The organism is Spirosoma agri (assembly GCF_010747415.1).
Lineage (GTDB): Bacteria > Bacteroidota > Bacteroidia > Cytophagales > Spirosomataceae > Spirosoma > Spirosoma agri.
Genome location: NZ_JAAGNZ010000002.1, coordinates 200,300 through 218,334, shown reverse-complemented (window position 1 = coordinate 218,334; position 18,035 = coordinate 200,300). Strand labels below are relative to the sequence as shown.

Below are 18,035 nucleotides of genomic sequence, written 5' to 3'. Positions count from 1 at the left end.
GGAGCCTGCTTTAATCCTGATAGACGATAACAACGTTATTGCTTCAGTACTTTTACTGTCTGAACCTGCTGCTGCGTTGTTGCCTGTAGTAACAACATATTCGGTCCCGGCTGATTGAGCTGAAAATGCTGCTCTTCGACCGCTTCCACGCGCTCTACCGTCCGGCTTTGTAACAACCGCCCCTGTGAATCCGTCAACCGCAACTCAACCGACTGGCCCTCCGCTCCCCGAATCCGCACGCGAAGCAGTTCCTGAACGGGGTTTCCCAACAGTTGCAGCGAAAGGCCACTCCCTGCCTCTACTACCTCCGACACACCCATCCGCGCCCGACCACAGGCGGCTTTTAAATTCCAGCTATAGGAAACCAGTTGCTCACCCTGACGAGCCATAAGCGTAAAGGGCTGCACGTCCGTAGCCGTACGACTCTCGTTATCTACAAACTGATTCGGATTCGTTGTCCAGTCAGTAATGCCAATCGCTTTGAACTCGACAGGTGAACCATCGCCCCCGCTGGTGTTAAACGAAATAGCACCGGTCGTGCAATCGTAGGTGGGCGCGGCCAAGGTGAGCGGGGCATTTTTGGGTGGCGTGCCCGACGAATCGACTACGGTTAGTGTAAAGGTGCCAGAAGCCGCTAAGCTCTTGGTAATATAGCCGAACAAGTACGATGTTACCGTTACAGTATAGATACCTGGTTTAGTGGGAGCCCCCGAAAAATAAGCACTTACCTCCCCGGTCGACGATAGGGTAGCATCGACAAAGTACAAGCCCGGAGGAGTGTTCGCAGCGTTGAATGAGATAGGGTAAAAACTAGCTCCACGGTGCGGATTGGGATCGGTGAAGTGTTGACCGACGTGATACCTGTCCAGCGCTTTCCCTATCGTTAGCGTAAGATTATTGATGGGCGATACAAGAACCGGCGATAAGGCCGCTGGTACAATGCAATTCGTTCGCAGATCGAAGGTGTAGCTGGCGGTATATCCGCTTTGGGTAGCCTGAATAAGAATCGGCTTGGGATCGTTGCGCAGACCTGCTTCAACAACCCCCGTGTTGCTGGTGACTGATGAGCGGGTAATGCCCGGTGCCGTGTAGGTAATGAGTGATCCATCACCACCCGTAGTGAGGAACGTAATAGCACCGGTCGCACAATTGTAGGTAGGCAGACCAAGTTTTAGCGTGCTTTCATCGGATGGGTCTACTACCTTGATTTTGAACGTAGTGGTGACCGGCTGGTTTGGAAAATACTGCGTGGCTGCGGTTACGGTCACCGTGTAAACACCACTTGTCGTAGGGGAACCCACCAGCGAAACGTTCAGATTATACCGTAAATCGCCGTAGCTGTTTTGCGATATGCCAGCCGGTAATCCCTTCATCGACGCCGTCCACTCCGGAAAATAGCGCGGCTGTCCTGGCGTTGGATCGGTGATGTAATTCGCCAGATTAAAATTCTCCTGTTTGAGCACCTGCCCTACGGTGAATGTCTGATCAGGAAGGGCTTGAGCGAGAACCGGCGGTTTAAATTGATACGCACAAGCGCCTGCTAGATCGAAGGTGTAGCTGGCGGTATATCCGCTTTGGGTAGCCTGAATAAGAATCGGCTTAGGATCGTTGCGCAGACCCGCTTCAACAACCCCCGTGTTGCTGGTGACCGATGAGCGGGTAGTTCCCGGTGCCGTGTACGTAATAAGTGAACCGTTGCCCCCCGTCGTATTGAACGTGATTGCACCCGTAGCGCAGTTGTAGGTGGGCTGCGTCAACGCAAGAGTCGACTGCGCTATACTTCTGATAAATGGCAGACTAATAAGTGTGCCAATCAGCATCAATGACCAACTTTGGCGAATTAATTTTCTGTATTTGTTTATCATAACTGACGGTACTAGTGTAAACTATTTATTGAAAGGGGACGTGATACTGGATAAGCGCTCTTTTTTTTGAAAAACAGCTAAAATTACGTGTACAATTGAGCCATGAAAAGTTATTTATTAAATGATATGTATAACCAGTTACTAATACAGGCAATTAGTGTACCATTATTTCAAAAAATATAGTTTCAGGCTCGAAATTTCCTGGAAGATTTAGCCCTTTCGACTGTTAATCACTCACCACCATGACCAAGTCCGACATCTCAGTAATGCCTCAGTTCTTCGACCGCTATATCAATCTGGCCGAAAACATTGACATCATTGACGCGCTTACCCAAACGGCTTCGTACGCCAGCCTGATTCCGCTCGAAACGCTTGACGCTCTCGGCGATCGTCGCTACGCGCCGGGCAAATGGACAGCCAAAGACATATTACAGCATATCATTGACAACGAGCGCATTATGACCTACCGGGCCATGCGCTTTGCCCGTAACGATAAAACAGCATTACCGGGCTATGACGAAGCGTTATTCGCTCAGTTTGCCAACACCAGCCGACGAACGCTTGCTGATCTGTACGATGAGTATGCCCTTGTTCGCCAATCGAGTAGTTGCTTGTTCAGGAGTTTTGATGACGACATGATGCTTCGCACGGGTGTTTGCTTCGATCAAACCATTTCGGCGTTAGCCCTCGGCTACGTCGTCGTTGGCCACGCGCTTCACCACGCCACCATTATCCGGGAGCGGTATCTGCCCTTGCTCGACCAGTAGTTTGCTACGATTGGCCCAAGCGGGAGCTTGGGCCGTTAACCTATGCATCAAGACCAATCTGGAGCCTGGCTCAGCCAAATCAGCTACGCTTTATTTTGGTAGCATATCAATTGGCCTGCTATCGGTGTGAAGGGGGTACAGCATGATCGTTCTGTACCCCCTTTTTCGTATTTTCGCCAAATTATAACCTGAATCAACATGCTAAAGCAAACGTTCTTCCTCTTTTTTCTAACGGTACAGCTCGTCTGTGCGCAGACTAAAACCAAGGTCCTGGTCACCGATCTCACCCGTATTAAGCAGATTGGTGGCATTGAGGTATCACCCGATGGGAAACAGGCCGTTTACACGGTGACGACGATCGAACCGAATCCTGATCAAAAAGAAGAGTATGAGTACAAAACGCACATTTACCTCACCGGACTTAAATCCGGCGACAGCAAGGCGCTGACGCGCGGGGCCGAATCAGCCCGGCAGGCAGTGTGGTCGCCGGATGGTCAACGCATTGCGTTTGTGCGCACGATCAAAGGGAAAGGTCAGATTTTCATTATGCCGCTCAGTGGTGGCGAAGCATGGCAGCTGACGAACAGTACGTATGGCGCATCGAATCCGCTTTGGTCGCCCAATGGCAAGCAGATTGCGTTTACGAGTGGGGTCACAACGGCGCAAATGCTGACCGATTCGATTCTGAATCCCACGAAAAATGGACCGCTCTGGTCGCTGGAGAAACCAGGTTTTTCCAACAACAACTTCATCAAAACCGACAAAAAGATCAAAGCCAATCCCGACGGTTCGCTGGCCGAGATCCGCGCTTATCTGAACAAAGACGTTGAGGACAAAAAGGCAAAAGTCATCAACCGGCTCAATTTCCAGGGTGAATCGACCACCGAGCCCGACATGACGTTCACGCATATGTACGTGACCGATGTAACGGAGGGGGCAACACCCAAAGCGCTGACGCGTGGCTTCTGGTCATTCCAGGCTGCCAACTGGCTGCCAAATGGGCAGGGGTTGCTGGCCGTAACGGATCGTGATTCGCTCAAACATCCCGACCGGGAGCAGGACAACGCGATTGTTTTCATTCCGGCCAATGGCTCCGGCAACCGGACAGTCGTGCTGGCGGAAGCAGGAAAAAGTTACGGGTCGCCGGAAATCTCACCCGACGGCAAACAACTGGCGTTTCTGGTAAGTCCCTCCGAAGGGGTCAATTTTTCGCAGATTGGGTTAGCTACCTTAACCGGCACCACACCATCGAACAGCCAGCTCGTTACCTTCGACCGGGCAGCCAGTAATCTGACCTGGACGCCCATGCCCACATCGGGCAAAGGCAAAAAGGCCGCAACCGGCTATGCCATTTATTTTACCGCATCGGCAAATGGTGGTGCTCCCCTCTATCGGCTCGACCCGGCAACCAAGCAGATTGCGCAACTCACGCCGTTTGAGAGTGGCGTCACCAATTTCGATATTGTCGGCGATCAGGTGGTTTTTGCCAAAACGGAACTCGCCAATCCATCGGAGTTATACCTGACCAATGCAGAAGCCAAAGCGCAAACGAAACTGAGCAATCACAACGACTGGGTTGCCCAACGGCAATTGAGCACTCCCGAAAAACGGACGTACAAAAACTCGCTCGGCCAAACCGTCGATTATTGGATCATGAAGCCCACCTTTGCTGAAGCTGGCAAAAAGTATCCCCTTCTGCTGAACATGCACGGTGGGCCAACGGCCATGTGGGGACCGGGCGAAGCATCGATGTGGCACGAATTTCAGTACATGTGCTCGCAGGGCTATGGTGTGGTATACGCCAATCCGCGCGGATCGGGTGGGTATGGCCTGAATTTCCAGCGGGCAAATATCAAGGACTGGGGGACCGGACCCGCGGAAGATGTATTGGCTGCGGCCACCGATGCGGCCAAAGAAGCGTGGGTCGATACAAGTCGGCAGGTGATTACGGGCGGTTCCTACGCAGGTTACCTGACAGCCTGGATCGTTGGTCACGATAACCGCTTTAAGGCTGCGTTCGCGCAACGGGGTGTTTATGATCTGACCACCTTCCTCGGCGAGGGGAATGCGTGGCGGCTTGTTCCGAACTATTTTGCCTACCCTTGGTCAGCCGAGGCTAAAGTACTGGATGCCAACTCACCCTACAGTTTCGTGCAGGACATCAGAACCCCTTTGCTGATCAAACACGGTGAGAATGACCTTCGTACGGGACCGATTCAAAGCGAAATGATGTACAAGAGCCTAAAAATTCTGGGACGTCCGGTCGAATACGTCCGGATGCCGGGGGCTACGCATGAGTTGAGCCGTACAGGTAATGTTCGTCAGCGGATTGACCGGATGCTTCGGATCTATGAATTCTTCGAGCGGTACGTTGGCCCCGATGCACAAGGACTCACCCAGAAGTAAACAACAGCCGGGAGTAGGGCAGATTTCCACGGCAACGGCCGACCGTCCGCACTACTCCCTACTGCATTTGAACACGTATGAAAGTCAGTTTCTTTCTTCTAGTTGGGGCACTAAGCTCGTTTACCATTCACGCGCAGTCGGTAACAGATTCGCTACAGGTCAAAAACGCAGCTTGGCGAAACACGCGCGTCGATCGGCACGTTGTCTGGCAGGAAGCACATTTTGATAGCCTGTTTAACGCGAAGCAGAACGTAAATCTGATCGTCCTCAAAAACCGACGGAGACGGCCAACAATAGCTTTTGCGTCGGCGGGCGACAGCTTGAAACCAACGAGTTGGTTCGGGCAAAAATTTAAGGCGCTGCTTACCCTGAACGGCACATTCTTCGATACGAAGAAAGGCGGCTCGGTCGATCTGATCAGAATCGATGGTCGGGTGATGGACACGACGCGCCTGTCGGGTAAAACGATGGTTGAACATCAGCAGGCAGCCATCGTGATTGACCGAAACAAGGTGAGTGTGGTCTTCGGTGGGAATCAACCCGGCTGGGACCGTCAGCTAACCGCAGCGAACGTGATGACAACGGGACCGCTCCTGCTTCGGAACGAAAAACCGCACCCGCTGCTGAAAAACGCCTTTAACGATAATCGCCATCCACGCACTTGTCTTTGTGTAGGACCCGGCAAGCGGGTCCTGCTGGCCACGGTTGACGGTCGCCATGCCAATGCGCAGGGTATGAATCTACACGAACTGACCGATTTGATGCGTTGGCTCGGCTGCCGTGATGCCATCAACCTTGACGGAGGTGGCTCAACGACCCTTTGGATAAGTACCGTTGGGCAGGGCAGTAATGGCGTCGTAAATTACCCGTCCGACAGCAAGCAATGGATTCATACCGGCGAACGACCGGTTAGCAACGTTATTTTGATTCGATAAACCAACTATGAGTAAACACGAAGAGGCTCTTCAGGACGCGCCGAAATTTAAGTACTGGAAAAGTCAGGCGGAGAGCAATGGGCTTACGATCAACGCGATCAACGATTTTTACATTCGGCGACGGCATAATGGCGAAATCTTGTTTGCCATGCTCGAAGTGGATGCCGATACACCGGAAGGCGACAAGATCCCGCCCGCCCTTTTTCTGAAAGGTCACGCCGTTTCAATGCTGGTTTGCCTGATCGACAAGGAGACAAAACAGAAATTTGTCGTACTGGTGAAGCAACGGCGCATTGCCGACGGATCACAAACGTATGAGCATCCGGCCGGAATGGTTGACGCCAGCGACGACCCCAGCGATGTTGCCGCGCGCGAACTTGAGGAAGAGATTGGCCTGAGCGTTACCGCAGCCGAACTGACTAAGCTCAACGCCAAAGTCTGGCATCCAAGCACCGGCACCAGCGACGAGGGCATGCACTTTTTCTATATCGAGAAAGAAATGTCGCGCGACGACATTATGGCTTTTCACCTCAAAAGTATGGGCAGCGAAGCCGAGTTCGAGCGCATAACGAGTGTTGTCGCTACCTTACCCGAGTCACATAAGCTCGTTACAAACGTAAACGGTTTACTACTTAATTTTCTCTACCTGCAACATATCGGCGATTACGAGACAATGAAGTTGTTATAACAGATGGTGTCAGGTTACCGAACTTGACACCATCAAGCCACGTCAAAAATTGAGCGGGTCGAGGTTTTTGAAGTGGCCATTCATGCGAATACGCTGTTTGGTACGCTCCATATCGGACACTACGGGCAGAACCGTGTTGAGGTGCTGAATTAGAAAGAGCTGCCGTTCAGCCTCGGTCTCAAGCGTCAGCAGCTCGTACTCCTGCTCGACCGATAAGCCAACTTTGTGAGCGACTTTATACGAGAAATTCGCGCTGGCCGGGTCATAGTCGTTCTCGATCTGTAGTAATTCGTACAGCTGTTCCAATCGCTCTTTCAGGGGCATGGCGTGTGCGCTAAACCCATCGCCCGGTTCAACCAACTCTACCTCTCCACCAGCATAGAGCTTGCCGGCAACGGGATTCTCGAAGTTGACCAGCCGAAAGACCTTGAGTCCTTTCGATTTAATATCCATCCGCCCGTCGTTATAGCGTTTATGCAGGGTTGTCACGTGCATTTCCGTGCCATAACCGGGTAGTTTATTATTGATAAAGGCTGGAATACCGAACGTACGTTCTTCTTCCAGGCATTCGCTGATGAGCTGGCGATAACGGGGTTCGAAGATATGCAGATTTAAATCTTCGCCCGGATATACAATCAGATTCAGCGGAAACAGCGGTAACGTCTTTTCCATAACGCCGATAAGGTACGGGTTTTCAACCAAAAATTGCGTCTGATTCCAAAAAACGCACATTCCGGCTGCGCGCTTCGGCATAAATTTGATCGGCCAGATAGCCCAGACCGGTCACATCCGACATGCAATCCGTCACGACCACAACCTTTGGCACAAGTTCCGGTGCAAAGTCCAGCATCTGTTTCAGGCTGTTGGCAACGCAGTGTGACTTGGCCTCACCCATCAGGTAAACCGTGTCGAACCGGTCCAGATCGGCAATCAGGGCCGTGTTAAGTTGCGACTCGGGAACAGCCGGATCCGAAACCTGCGCCCGGAAGATGCCAAAATGCTCGGACAAGGGGTGAAGTCCTTTCTGAACAGCTACATAATCGCGTTCGCGTTGCCGTGTCCAGTCTTTCAACGCGTCAAGCAGTGTATCGTGCAAAGCGGCTCCACGAGAACCGATCAGGCAATGCTCAGGCCAAATGAAATGCTGAAACTGCCCACTCGATTCCAGCTCATGCACATACTGCCGTGCCTTTTCACCCGCAAAGCAGGGCACCCAGCGCCCCGCATCTACGTCAGCGGCAGAAATTCGGGTAAAAGGATCGGGATGTTGTCCGTTCTCATCCTGCCAGAACAACGGATGAGCAATGTCGATCAGGTGATGCGTATCGAGCGTTACGATAATATGATCGATCTTGTTGGTATGTTGGCGAATCAGGGCCGCCATGCGATCAACGTCCTGCTCGGCCCCCGGCACAAACAAAGCACCGTCGGGATGACAGAAATCGAACTGTGTGTCGATGATTAAAAAAGCGTTTGTCACAAGTCCGGAATTCTTGCCTGAATTAACTGTCTTTGCGGTGCGGAATCACGGTCCAGTGCTTTACACCGGGTTTGTGTTCGTAGATGATGTCGGTGGCAACGTCTTCCAGATTTTCCTCGTTCGTCGTAAAGAACAAACTTTCGGGATGATCATTATCCTGCGTAATTCTCAATTCGTAATACTCGTTGTGGTGTTCGATGTCGTGTTTCTCGACAAGTTTGTATTGAGTCATAACAGCAATGTAGTTTTGTGAGGTATGATTGACAACAGACAATAAACTTAGGCTTTATAACCCGGTTTTCAACGGGATGTTTAGCCAAGAACAGTGATCATCACGGCTCCGGCCACCATAATACCCGCCCCGATGAGCTTACGAAGGATCCCTTTTTCGTTGAAGAACTGGTATCCGAACAGCACGCTTACCAACGCCGACGTCTGGAACAGGGCGAGCGCATAACCCACCTGCATACCCGCCAGCGCGATGTTACTCGCTACCTGCGTAACACCAACGGTCAGGAATAGAGCGAAGTACGTGCTTTTCTGCGAAACCAGCAGCGTTGCCTGTTCCCGCCAGCGTTCCCGACGGGTAAACCCTATCCAGATGATCGTAAATCCGAAGCCAAACAAGCACCAGTAAAAGAACGCAATGGTTGGCGTTGACAGCACAATGGCTTTTTTTAGGAAAGCACCGTCGATGGCGGAAAATACGAGCGCGGCCAGCCTTAGTCTGACTTCGGGACGCTGGAACAGGCGCCAGGAGAAGCCCGTTTGCGGTTGCTTCGTAGCCAGTACCACATAGCTCCCCACCACGATCAGTAGAACACCCACCAGTCCCCACCAGCGCGGAATCTCGTTCAGCAAAAAGATACCGACGATAAGCCCCACCACCGATTTATAGGCATTGATCGGTCCCAATACCGACAGATCGCCGAGATGAAGCGCCTTGACCAGAAATACGTTACCGATCATGGCAAACAGCCCCACCACCAGCATACACGACCAGAACGCGACCGGTAGCCCGGCGAAGCGAAGCTGTGACCAGAACGCCAGACAAACCAGCGCCAGAAAGCCATACGTAGCTGATATGACAAACAGGGGATCCGCAGCCCGATGAGTGAGCTGTTTCTGAAACACATTCGACAGCGGATTGGCCACAATTCGGATCAGGACGGCGAACGTAGTGACGGTAACAACGGTAAGTAACATAGCATATTCGGCGGCAATCAGGAGAATATACACCCAAATCTCCGAAAATCCAGGTCTTTCGGTTAAACTGTCAACCTTTTTTCAGTATACCACTTTCCTGATTAACAAACGTTTCGTACCTTTGCGGTCTTATTTTTGGACCGGGCCACCGGAGCGGAGGAGATACGAGGTGAACACATTACGCGCATACGACATCAACATTGTCGGTCTTGAAAAGAAACGATACGAGTACGACTTCACGTCGGACGACGCGTTTTTTGCTGCGCTGGACCAGGACCTGATTCCGAAAGGCAACGTTCAGACGCACCTCATTCTGGATAAGTCGGAGACGATGATCCGGCTGGATCTTCACATCACGGGCACTGTTGAGCAAACCTGCGACCGGAGCCTCGATGAGTACGATGAGCTGGTCGACACGCAGCAGACGATGCTGCTTAAGTTCGGTGATCATAATGAGGAGTTGAGCGATGAAATCGAACTTATTGAACGTAACACGGCGACAATCAATGTTGCCCGTTACATCTTCGAGTTCATCATCCTGTCGCTGCCAATGAAACGGTTGCATCCCCGTTTTCGGGATGAGGATGACGGTAGCGACGATGAGCAGAATGGTAAATTAATCTACCGCTCTGATGATGAAATGACTGACGAAAACAACCAGCCGCCGATAGACCCGCGCTGGGCGGCCCTTCGTAAATTGAATGATAATTAATTTGACCGTAGAACTGGCCGTTGCCGCCTTATCAGCACGATAACAACCGCAATTGTCAACTTTACAGCTAGAGCAACTAGACAACTTTATAACTAAACAAAATGGCACACCCCAAACGACGCCACTCCAGCACCCGGCGCGATAAGCGCAGAACGCACTACAAGGCTACGGCCGTAACCCTCTCGACTGATGCCCAAACCGGCGAAGTCCATGAGCGGCACCATGCCCACGTTTTCGAGGGCAACTTATTTTACAAAGGACAAATTATCATTGAGAATTACGCTAAAACAGCCTAATTGTCATTCAGTTATAAAGAGTATTTCGCTGACGTCTTCCTGAAGATGAACGCGAAATACTTTTTTATTGCCCGCCACCTCCCTATTTTTACGCATATTTTTTGCAAGCCAGTTTAGCTGGGAGGTATTGAACAAACGGAGTCAATGAAAATTGCAGTGGACGCAATGGGTGGCGATTTCGCTCCCGAGGCAATTGTAGAAGGGGTTATGATGGCCGCTGCTGAATTGCCGGAAAACGTAACTATCGTGCTGATAGGCAAGCAGTCCCTTGTGCAGGAATTAATCCGCAAACACGGTGCAGAGGCCGTTGCCAATGTTGAATTGGTCAACGCTGATGACGTCATAGAAATGAGTGAGCACCCAACCAAAGCGCTCTCCCAAAAACCCAATTCCAGCATCGGAGTTGGGTTTAAGCTTTTGAAAGACGGTCAGGTCAATGCGTTCTGTAGCGCTGGAAATACGGGAGCCATGCACGTTGGTGCCTTATTCAGCATCAAATCCATCGAGGGCATTCTACGGCCTTGTATAGCTGGTTTTGTACCACAAATTACGGGCGGTTACGCCGTTATGCTTGACATTGGTGCCAATGCTGACTGTAAACCTGAGATGCTGGCCCAATTCGGCGAGGTCGGCTCTATTTATGCCCAATACACCTTTGGCATCGAACGCCCGCGAGTGGCACTGATGAATATCGGCACTGAAGAGCAGAAAGGATCGCTGGTAGCTCAGGCTGCGCATCAGTTGCTCAAAGACAGTCGTAAAATCAATTTCGTTGGCAACATTGAGGGTGGAGATTTCTTCGCCGGAAAAGCAGATGTCATTGTCACGGATGGCTTCACGGGTAACACGATGTTCAAACTGGGTGAGTCGTTCTATACGATGGCCGCCGAGCGGGGTATTCGTGATGGATTTCTGGACAAAACGAATTACGAATCTGTTGGCGGCAGTCCCATTCTGGGCGTTAATGGCAACGTAATCATTGCTCACGGCATTTCGTCGCCATTGGCCATCAAAAACATGATTGGTCTGGCCATCCGACAGGTAGAATCCGACGCGTATACAAAGATTGCACAGGCTCTCAGTTAGTTTACAACGGTCCGCCGTATTGGTTTTGGTCTACAGTTTTCTTAATGGCAGGTAAATAAACCGGAAACTGTAAACCGCACACTTTTCTTACTACCGACTTATGAGTAAAGCTGCCATAACAGGAGTCTACGGCTATGTTCCCGACTATGTGCTGACCAACGCCGAACTGGAGCGCATGGTTGATACAAACGATGAATGGATTACAAGCCGTACGGGCATTAAGGAGCGGCACATTCTGAAGGGCGAGGGTATGGGCTCGTCGCATATGGGGGCAAAAGCCGTGGCAGGTTTGCTCGAAAAATTAAGTATCAAACCCGAAGAAGTCGATCTGCTCATCTGTGCCACCACCACCCCAGACTACGTGTTTCCGGGGACGGCAAACCTGATCTGCGACATGGTTGGTATCCGCAATATTGGCAGTTTCGATATTCAGGCCGCCTGCTCAGGCTTTGTGTATGCCCTGACCATTGGTTCGCAGTTTATTGAAACCGGTAAGTACAAGAAAATAGTTATTGTCGGTGCAGACAAGATGTCGGCCATTATCGACTATACCGATCGCGCTACCTGCGTTCTGTTCGGCGATGGAGCCGGTGCCGTTATGCTTGAACCGAATGAAGACGGATTAGGCATCCTCGATTCGATCATCAAATCGGATGGCGTTGGGCAAAACCATTTGTATCAGAAAGCAGGCGGCAGCCGGTACCCACCCACGCACGAAACGGTCGAGAAACGCTCGCATTACGTTTATCAGGACGGTCCCGCTGTGTTTAAATTTGCGGTTAAGAATATGGCCGATGTCTCGGCGGAGATTATGGAGCGGAATAACCTGGCGGGCAGCGATGTAGCCTGGTTAGTACCACACCAGGCCAATAAACGGATCATCGACGCCACGGCGCACCGCATGGGCATTGAGGCCGACAAAGTTATGATGAATATTCATCGATACGGCAACACCACCGCTGCCACGATTCCGCTTTGTCTGTTTGACTATGAGTCCCAGTTAAAAAAAGGGGACAACCTTGTATTGGCGGCTTTTGGTGGTGGATTTACCTGGGGAGCCGCTTACGTGAAGTGGGCCTATTAATTTTCACAGATGATCTATGATAAAAGTAGGGATAACACCTGTTGCAACTTTATCATACATCATACTTTTACATCATACAATTTCAACATGGCAACGACCGCAGACATCCGCAACGGATTAGTCTTGAGCTTCAACAACGATCTCTTTCAGATTACTGACTTTCAACACGTTAAGCCCGGAAAAGGTGCGGCTTTCGTGCGTACCAAGCTGAAAAGCCTAACAACAGGTCGGGTGATCGACAATACGTTCAACTCGGGCGTAACGGTCTATCCGGTTCGGGTGGAACGCCGAAAATTTCAATACCTTTACAAAGACGAAACGGGCTATAACTTTATGGACCAGGAGTCGTTTGATCAGATAAATATCGACGGCAAGCTCATTGACGGCGCTGATCTGATGAAAGAAGGACAGGAAGTTGAGATTCTGATCAATGCCGAAACGGAGGTTCCGCTTACGTGCGAATTACCACCGTTCGTTGAGCTGGAAGTGACATACGCTGAACCCGGTATCAAGGGCGACACGGCCAATAGCCCCAAAAAGCGGGTTGAAGTGGAGTCCGGTGCTAAAATCATGGTACCTCTCTTCATTGAATCGGGTGAAAAAATTCGGGTCGATACCCGCACACGAGACTACGTAGAACGCGTGAAATAAGTTTTTGAGTGATGAATGACGAGTTCACTACGAAGCTTGTCATTTACCTATTCACAATTCGTACTCATCACCGCTCCGGCGATCCGGTCAGCATTCGAAACCTATGAACACACAAGACATTCAACAACTCATCGATTTCATTTCTCAGTCAGGTTTGGATGAGGTAAATATTGAAACGACCGATCTCAAGATCAGCGTAAAACGGTACGGTGCGGGTGCTCCCGTTGCTGCTCCCACACCAGTTGCGCCAGCACCGGCACCTGTCGCTACAGCTGCAGCTCCCGCACCAGCGCCACAGACTGCAGCAGCTGCTCCGGCGGTTGTTGCTACTCCCAAAGCTGATACGTCGAATTATATTACCATCAAATCACCAATGATCGGTACCTTCTATCGGTCGTCTACACCCGAAACGCCTTCGTTCGTTGAGATCGGTGATAGCGTGACGGAAGGGAAAGTGGTCTGCATTATCGAAGCGATGAAGCTGTTCAACGAAATCGAGTCAGAGGTATCTGGCCGGATCGTAAAAGTGCTTGTTGAGAATGCTACTCCGGTAGAATACGATCAGCCGCTGTTTTTGGTAGAACCTATTTAATTTAATTGGTGAATGAGTGAGTGTGTGATTGAGTGAATAGCTTTTCAGAAGTCATTCACTCAATCACACACTCACTCATTCGCTCATTTAGACCATGTTCAAAAAAATATTAATCGCCAACCGGGGAGAGATCGCGCTGCGGATTATTCGGACGTGCCGCGAGATGGGTATCAAAACGGTAGCCGTGTTTTCGACGGCTGACCGCGACAGTCTGCACGTACGCTTCGCGGATGAGGCCGTTTGCATCGGTCCTCCGGTGAGCAAGCTATCCTACCTAAGTATTCCCAATATCATTTCGGCCGCCGAAGTGACCGGAGCTGACGCCATTCACCCCGGCTACGGATTTCTGTCTGAGAACGCTGAATTCTCGCAGATCTGCGCTGATTATGGCATCAAGTTTATCGGAGCTACCGCTGAGCAGATCAATGGTATGGGCGATAAAGCCACGGCCAAAGCGACCATGCGAGCGGCTGGTGTTCCGGTCATTCCCGGCTCCGACGGCCTGCTCGAATCGATCGAAGAAGGAAAGAAATTATCGGCAGAAATGGGCTATCCCGTCATTGTCAAGGCAACGGCCGGTGGTGGTGGCCGGGGTATGCGGATCATTCGGGCAGAGGATGAGTTCGAAAAAGCCTGGAATGATGCCCGTACCGAAGCCGGCGCGGCATTTGGTAACGATGGCCTATATCTGGAAAAATTTGTTGAAGAACCCCGCCACATCGAAATTCAGATCGTGGGTGATCAGTTTGGTAAAGTATGCCACCTCTCTGAGCGTGACTGTTCAATTCAGCGTCGGCACCAGAAATTAGTCGAAGAAACCCCGTCACCCATTGTTTCGCAGGAGCTTCGGGAGCGTATGGGCGAAGCAGCCATCAAAGGTGCTCAGGCCATTGGCTACGAAGGAGCCGGAACAGTTGAGTTTCTGGTCGACAAGCACGGGGAGTTTTTCTTCATGGAAATGAATACCCGGATTCAGGTCGAACACCCGATTACGGAAGAAGTAACGGATTTCGATTTGATCAAAGAGCAGATCAAGGTAGCCGCCGGGGCCGAAATCTCGGGTCGCAACTACACGCCGAAGCTGTACGCAATGGAGTGCCGTATCAACGCGGAAGATCCAGCCAACGGTTTCCGGCCATCGCCCGGCAAAATTACGGTCCTGCACATACCCGGCGGGCATGGCGTTCGCGTAGACAGTCACGTCTACACCGGCTACACCATTCCGCCCAACTACGATTCCATGATCGCAAAACTGATCGTATCGGGTCAGTCGCGCGAAGAAGTCATTACGCGTATGAAGCGGGCGTTGCAGGAGTTTGTGATCGAAGGCATCAAAACCACGATCCCGTTCCACATTAAACTCATGGACGATCCCAAGTTCAAATCGGGTCAGTTTACCACAGCGTTCCTGGAAACGTTCGATTTTAGTAAGCTATAATAGTTGAGGGGAACAGACTTCCTCGCTATTTGGTATAAAAAAGGGGTGTTTTGCTTTGTATAGCAAGACACCCCTTTTTCTATATTTTTACCCTTCATGAACCATCTGGCGACCGCTGATTACGCTGTTTTTTTCATTTATTTAGTTATCGTCGTTGGTTACGGCTACTGGATCTATCACCGCAAACGGCGGGACGAAGTCAATACAAACGATTTTTTTCTGGCCGAAGGGTCATTAACCTGGTGGGCTATTGGCGCGTCATTAATTGCCTCAAACATCTCCGCCGAGCATTTTATAGGCATGGCGGGCTCGGGTTTTGCGATGGGCCTGGCTATCTCCTCCTACGAGTGGTTCGCGGCCGCTGTGCTAGTGATCGTTGCGGTTTACTTCATTCCGATCTACCTCCGCAATCATATCTACACCATGCCACAGTTTCTGGCGCAACGCTACAGCGACACCGTCAGTACTATTCTGGCCATTTTCTGGCTGGTGGTCTACGTGCTGGTTAACCTAACATCCATTCTCTATTTAGGCGCTATTGCCATTGAGTCTCTGGCTGGTATCTCCTTTACAACCTGCACATTCGGACTGGCTATCTTCGCCATTTTCATCACGTTGGGCGGCATGAAAGTAATCGGCTATACCGATGTCATTCAGGTAGTTGTCCTGATTTTTGGTGGGCTGGTCGTCACGTACCTGGCCTTGCAACTCGTTGCCCAGCAAAGCGGCTCAACCAGCATCTGGACCGGATTAGCAACGCTACGGGAGCAGGCCGACAGCCATTTCCACATGTATTTCCCCAAAGGACATCCCCACTACGACGTTCTGCCCGGTATGGCACTGGTGACGGGCGGTATGTGGATCAACAACCTCTCCTACTGGGGCTGTAATCAATACATCGTGCAACGGGCCTTGGGAGCTGATCTGAAGACCGCACGGAGCGGCATTTTGTTTGCGGCCTTTCTGAAACTGATGATTCCCATCATCGTGGTCATTCCGGGTATTGCCGCGTATGTCCTGTACCAGAGCGGTCCGTTCCGGGCGGCCATGACCGATGCGTCAGGCGTGGTGAAACCCGATCACGCTTACCCCGTATTAATGAATTTACTGCCGGTGGGCATGAAAGGATTGGCATTTGCCGCCCTGACAGCGGCCGTCGTAGCGTCGCTGGCGGGCAAGTGCAACTCCATCTCGACCATTTTTACACTCGATATTTACAAGAAGTTTTTCGACAAAAACGCGTCCGAGCAGAAACTGGTCAATGTGGGTCGTTGGGCGGTGATTGTTGCCTTCGCCATTGCCATTGCGCTGGCTCCCATGCTGCGGTCACTCGATCAGGTGTACCAGTACATTCAGGAATACACCAATTTCATTACACCGGGAGTATTCGCGATCTTTTTGCTGGGTTTCTTCTGGAAACGGGCGACAAACCGGGCGGCTTTGACCGTTGCCATTGCGACGATTCCCCTGTCGACACTACTCAAATTCTGGCCGGAAGTAACCGAGCTATTTGGCATTCAGTCCGACCCGATTCCATTTTTACACCGTACAACGCTGGTATTTTGCATCGATATAGCCCTGATGGTCGTTGTCTCACTGACCGGCTCACTCAACGCAAAATGGCTGATTGTCGATCGTCAGATGTTTCGGGTAGCGCCCTCATTCGTAGCGGGGGCCGTAGGGATCTTTAGTATTTTAGCCGTGTTATACGCTGTTTTCTGGTAATCACAAATGACACGACTCCTCCTGATGGCTCTTCTCGTTGCAACAACGTCGGCTACCGCACAACTACGCGAGCGGCTCGATTCGCTGATGCGAGCGACAACGCAGGCGAATCAGCCGGGTTCGGCGCTGCTGGTTGTCCTTAATGGCCAGGAGGTATACCGGAAGGGGCATGGTCTGGCCAATGTCGACACAAAATCGCTTATAACGCCCTCGACAAATTTCCGGATGGCGTCGGTTACAAAGCAGTTCACAGCTATGGGCGTTCTTCTGTTGGAGAAAGACAAAAAACTATCGCTCGATGACCCACTGGCCCGATTTTTCCCGGAACTCAACGGTTCTGTCAGCCGGAAGGTTCGTGTTCGTAATCTGCTGACCCATTCGTCGGGGTTACTGGATTATGAAACGGTCATGAATCCAAACCAGAAAGAGCAGCTTCTTGACGCCGATGTGCTGGCGTTATTGACGGATCGTGATTCACTCTATTTTGAGCCGGGTAGCCAGTTTCGGTACAGCAATTCGGGCTACTGCTTGCTGGCATTGCTCATCGAACGAGTATCTGGACAAGCTTACGCGTCATTTATTCGGCAGCGCATTTTCGAACCCCTCAATATGACACAATCGGTCGTGTACGAAGTGGGAAAGCCGATTCCAAACCGAGCAATGGGGTATGCCCGTAACAAAGCAGGTAAGTTTGTTTTTTCGGACCAGAGTGTTACCAGTGCGACCAAAGGAGATGGTGGCGTGTACACATCACTGGACGACTATCAGAAATGGAGCGACGCCCTGCGACACCATACGTTGCTGAACCTGACGACCGCATTGGCCCGAACGGGTCAGGCTATCGGCTCCGCACCGGGTAGCTTTTATGGTGATGGCTGGTTTTATCGACAACCGGCAAGCCCTGTTCTATTCCACTCAGGAAGCACGTGCGGATTTAACAACTACGTCGTCGCCATACCGGAGAAACAGGTTCTGGTCGTTTATTTTTCCAATAGGGCCGATAACAAAGCGAATGCCGAAGCCCTATTTCGTATTCTGGGCGATGCCGGGCAACCCGAGCTAACCGACATGCTGGCGCTGGACGATCTGACCCGATAATAACTT

18 protein-coding genes are annotated in these 18,035 nt (G+C 51.2%); 13 read left to right on the top strand and 5 right to left on the bottom strand.

What is annotated here, in order from left to right; translation table 11 throughout:
• Nucleotides 1-35 precede the first annotated feature (35 nt).
• Nucleotides 36-1,865 (bottom strand): hypothetical protein, encoded by a 1,830-nt coding sequence (locus GK091_RS17685; RefSeq protein WP_164041228.1) that lies wholly within the window; start codon nt 1,863-1,865, stop codon nt 36-38.
• 242 nt (nt 1,866-2,107) lie between these two features.
• Between GK091_RS17685 and GK091_RS17680 the strand changes: the two genes are divergently transcribed.
• The 4 genes from GK091_RS17680 to GK091_RS17665 all read left to right on the top strand — a co-directional run bounded on the left by GK091_RS17680 (nt 2,108) and on the right by GK091_RS17665 (nt 6,661).
• Nucleotides 2,108-2,632 (top strand): DinB family protein, encoded by a 525-nt coding sequence (locus GK091_RS17680; protein WP_164041227.1) that lies wholly within the window; start codon nt 2,108-2,110, stop codon nt 2,630-2,632.
• Nucleotides 2,633-2,830: 198 nt separating this feature from the next.
• The gene (locus tag GK091_RS17675; protein WP_164041226.1) at nt 2,831-5,038 is read left to right on the top strand and encodes a S9 family peptidase; all 2,208 of its coding nucleotides are present in this window, start codon (nt 2,831-2,833) and stop codon (nt 5,036-5,038) included.
• A 77-nt stretch (nt 5,039-5,115) separates the two neighbouring features.
• Nucleotides 5,116-5,973: a phosphodiester glycosidase family protein gene (locus tag GK091_RS17670; protein ID WP_164041225.1), complete on the top strand. Its 858-nt coding sequence runs from the start codon at nt 5,116-5,118 to the stop codon at nt 5,971-5,973.
• Nucleotides 5,974-5,980: 7 nt separating this feature from the next.
• Nucleotides 5,981-6,661 (top strand): NUDIX hydrolase, encoded by a 681-nt coding sequence (locus GK091_RS17665; RefSeq protein WP_164041224.1) that lies wholly within the window; start codon nt 5,981-5,983, stop codon nt 6,659-6,661.
• Nucleotides 6,662-6,703: 42 nt separating this feature from the next.
• Here GK091_RS17665 and GK091_RS17660 read toward each other — a convergent pair whose 3' ends face one another.
• The 4 genes from GK091_RS17660 to GK091_RS17645 all read right to left on the bottom strand — a co-directional run bounded on the left by GK091_RS17660 (nt 6,704) and on the right by GK091_RS17645 (nt 9,347).
• A complete protein-coding gene (locus GK091_RS17660; protein WP_164041223.1) occupies nt 6,704-7,333 on the bottom strand; it encodes an LON peptidase substrate-binding domain-containing protein in 630 nt (209 codons plus the stop codon).
• Between the two features lie 22 nt (nt 7,334-7,355).
• Nucleotides 7,356-8,141 carry an isochorismatase family protein gene (locus GK091_RS17655; RefSeq protein WP_164041222.1) on the bottom strand — a complete coding sequence of 262 codons (786 nt, stop codon included), beginning with the start codon at nt 8,139-8,141 and terminating at the stop codon, nt 7,356-7,358.
• 22 nt (nt 8,142-8,163) lie between these two features.
• The gene (locus tag GK091_RS17650; RefSeq protein ID WP_164041221.1) at nt 8,164-8,373 is read right to left on the bottom strand and encodes a hypothetical protein; all 210 of its coding nucleotides are present in this window, start codon (nt 8,371-8,373) and stop codon (nt 8,164-8,166) included.
• Nucleotides 8,374-8,453: 80 nt separating this feature from the next.
• Nucleotides 8,454-9,347, bottom strand: coding sequence for a DMT family transporter (locus GK091_RS17645; RefSeq protein WP_164041220.1), 894 nt, complete (start codon nt 9,345-9,347; stop codon nt 8,454-8,456).
• A gap of 169 nt (nt 9,348-9,516) precedes the next feature.
• Between GK091_RS17645 and GK091_RS17640 the strand changes: the two genes are divergently transcribed.
• From GK091_RS17640 to GK091_RS17600, 9 genes are all read left to right on the top strand, one after another.
• Nucleotides 9,517-10,059, top strand: coding sequence for a YceD family protein (locus GK091_RS17640; protein WP_164041219.1), 543 nt, complete (start codon nt 9,517-9,519; stop codon nt 10,057-10,059).
• A gap of 101 nt (nt 10,060-10,160) precedes the next feature.
• Nucleotides 10,161-10,355, top strand: coding sequence for a 50S ribosomal protein L32 (gene rpmF, locus GK091_RS17635; protein WP_162388958.1), 195 nt, complete (start codon nt 10,161-10,163; stop codon nt 10,353-10,355).
• A gap of 144 nt (nt 10,356-10,499) precedes the next feature.
• The gene (gene plsX / locus GK091_RS17630; protein ID WP_164041218.1) at nt 10,500-11,441 is read left to right on the top strand and encodes a phosphate acyltransferase PlsX; all 942 of its coding nucleotides are present in this window, start codon (nt 10,500-10,502) and stop codon (nt 11,439-11,441) included.
• Between the two features lie 100 nt (nt 11,442-11,541).
• A complete protein-coding gene (locus GK091_RS17625; protein ID WP_164041217.1) occupies nt 11,542-12,525 on the top strand; it encodes a beta-ketoacyl-ACP synthase III in 984 nt (327 codons plus the stop codon).
• Nucleotides 12,526-12,612: 87 nt separating this feature from the next.
• Nucleotides 12,613-13,176 carry an elongation factor P gene (gene efp / locus GK091_RS17620; RefSeq protein ID WP_164041216.1) on the top strand — a complete coding sequence of 188 codons (564 nt, stop codon included), beginning with the start codon at nt 12,613-12,615 and terminating at the stop codon, nt 13,174-13,176.
• A 103-nt stretch (nt 13,177-13,279) separates the two neighbouring features.
• Nucleotides 13,280-13,768: an acetyl-CoA carboxylase biotin carboxyl carrier protein gene (accB, locus tag GK091_RS17615; RefSeq protein ID WP_164041215.1), complete on the top strand. Its 489-nt coding sequence runs from the start codon at nt 13,280-13,282 to the stop codon at nt 13,766-13,768.
• A 94-nt stretch (nt 13,769-13,862) separates the two neighbouring features.
• Nucleotides 13,863-15,206, top strand: a complete 1,344-nt coding sequence (gene accC / locus GK091_RS17610; RefSeq protein ID WP_164041214.1) for an acetyl-CoA carboxylase biotin carboxylase subunit — start codon at nt 13,863-13,865, stop codon at nt 15,204-15,206.
• Between the two features lie 96 nt (nt 15,207-15,302).
• Nucleotides 15,303-16,931 (top strand): sodium:solute symporter family transporter, encoded by a 1,629-nt coding sequence (locus tag GK091_RS17605; protein ID WP_164041213.1) that lies wholly within the window; start codon nt 15,303-15,305, stop codon nt 16,929-16,931.
• A 6-nt stretch (nt 16,932-16,937) separates the two neighbouring features.
• Nucleotides 16,938-18,029, top strand: a complete 1,092-nt coding sequence (locus GK091_RS17600) for a serine hydrolase domain-containing protein (protein ID WP_164041212.1) — start codon at nt 16,938-16,940, stop codon at nt 18,027-18,029.
• Nucleotides 18,030-18,035: the final 6 nt, after the last annotated feature.